Source organism: Anaerotignum lactatifermentans DSM 14214, assembly GCF_900142265.1.
GTDB classification, from domain to species: Bacteria; Bacillota; Clostridia; order Lachnospirales; family Anaerotignaceae; genus Anaerotignum; species Anaerotignum lactatifermentans.
Genome location: NZ_FRAH01000151.1, coordinates 1 through 1,674, shown reverse-complemented (window position 1 = coordinate 1,674; position 1,674 = coordinate 1). Strand labels below are relative to the sequence as shown.

Genomic DNA, 1,674 nt, shown 5'->3' with positions numbered 1-1,674 from the left:
AGATGTGACCGGCTGATAAAGCCAGCCGCCTTGTGTTAAACTGATGATGGTACACACCAAAACTTTTAGCCAAGGAGGACATGAAAATGCTGTACACAGAAAAAGAGAAAACTGAGATTGAACGGGTACGAAAGGTGTTTGCCGAGCATCTTCAACAAAGCACTAATTTTGAACTGCTATGGTCTGATAAAGTGGGCTTTGTCTGGCTAGCGATTGGCCTAAACCCGCTTTATGTTGATACCGGAAGGAGGATAGAGTCTGCCGCCGATCTCTGTCACGAGTGCCTGGATGATGTTGCGATGGATGTTCTGTATATGACAGGCAACGACCACGCGATAGAAGAAGCCGACCCGCTGGAATTGGCCGAAATCAAACGGCGTTGGAAAACCTATATCGACCAGTTGCCAGAATATGCGTATCTTTGCGATGAACTGTTAAGCAGACGCAAGTAACCTCACCCACCTGAGTGTCAGGAGCATGGAAGTGCTTCTGGCACTTTTTTGTGGCTTTTCTGTGAATTTGATTAAAAAGTCCTTGACAACTCGTTTCGGGTAAGACAGCCAAAAGTATCCTTATCAGCGCGGCGGCCAGAACCTCTATTTTTGACATTCAGGAGGTCCGGGACCTGACCGCCTATGACGAGCTGGAACTGGATACCCTCGGAGATCGCAAGACAGCCTTGTTTTTAATCATGAGCGACACCGAGGACAGTATGAATTTTTTGATCGCTATGGCCTACTCCCAGCTTTTCAACCTGCTGTGTGAGAAGGCTGATGATGTGTATGGCGGCAGGCTGCCAGTCCATGTGCGCTGCCTCATAGACGAGGCCGCCAACATCGGGCAGATCCCACGGCTGGAGAAACTGGTCGCAACCATTCGAAGTCGTGAGGTATCCGCCTGCCTCGTCCTCCAGGCGCAGAGCCAGCTTAAAGCGATTTACAAAGACAACGCCGACACCATCATCGGAAACATGGATGCCACGGTATTCCTGGGCGGCAAGGAGCCGACCACCTTAAAGGAGCTGGCGGCATCCCTTGGGAAAGAGACAATCGACACCTACAATACCGGCGAGAACCGTGGGCGGGAAACCTCCCACTCTCTCAATTACCAGAAGCTCGGAAAAGAGCTGATGAGCCAGGATGAGCTGGCCGTTATGGATGGCGGCAAGTGCATCCTGCAACTGCGCGGCGTAAGGCCGTTCCTTTCGGAGAAGTTTGATATTACCAAACATCCGAACTACAAATACCTTTCCGACTACGACAAGAAAAACGCCTTCGACATAGAGCGTTTTCTGTCTGCCAGGCTCAAATTGAGGCCGGACGAACAATTTGCAGCCTATTCGATAGACCTGTCCGGGGACGAAGCCGCCGAGGAAACCGGCGGTTGATTACCTTCGAGGAAAATGTGTGCCTTCCGTAATCAATCAAAAATCAATCAAATTTTATGGAGGTACATTATGGAATTCTTTAACTCTGCTGTGGATGTTCTTCAGACTCTCGTGATTGCCCTGGGCGCTGGCCTTGGTATCTGGGGCGTGATTAACCTTCTGGAAGGTTACGGCAACGACAACCCTGGTGCAAATGCTCATGTGTCGTAAAGTAGCACAAACAAGAGAGCAGATAGCCACCCCATTATTCTGTAAAATATTTCATAATTGACTGGTAGAAATATTAT

The 1,674-nt window shown here is 49.4% G+C and carries 2 protein-coding genes and 1 pseudogene; all 3 read left to right on the top strand.

What is annotated here, in order from left to right; genetic code table 11:
• Positions 1-86 precede the first annotated feature (86 nt).
• A complete protein-coding gene (locus BUB35_RS18300; protein WP_072854063.1) occupies positions 87-452 on the top strand; it encodes a hypothetical protein in 366 nt (121 codons plus the stop codon).
• An 86-nt stretch (positions 453-538) separates the two neighbouring features.
• Positions 539-1,387 (top strand): annotated as a pseudogene (locus BUB35_RS18295) (VirD4-like conjugal transfer protein, CD1115 family); the annotation flags it as partial.
• Positions 1,388-1,456: 69 nt separating this feature from the next.
• Positions 1,457-1,597 carry a Maff2 family mobile element protein gene (locus BUB35_RS18290; RefSeq protein WP_072854061.1) on the top strand — a complete coding sequence of 47 codons (141 nt, stop codon included), beginning with the start codon at positions 1,457-1,459 and terminating at the stop codon, positions 1,595-1,597.
• Positions 1,598-1,674 lie beyond the last annotated feature (77 nt).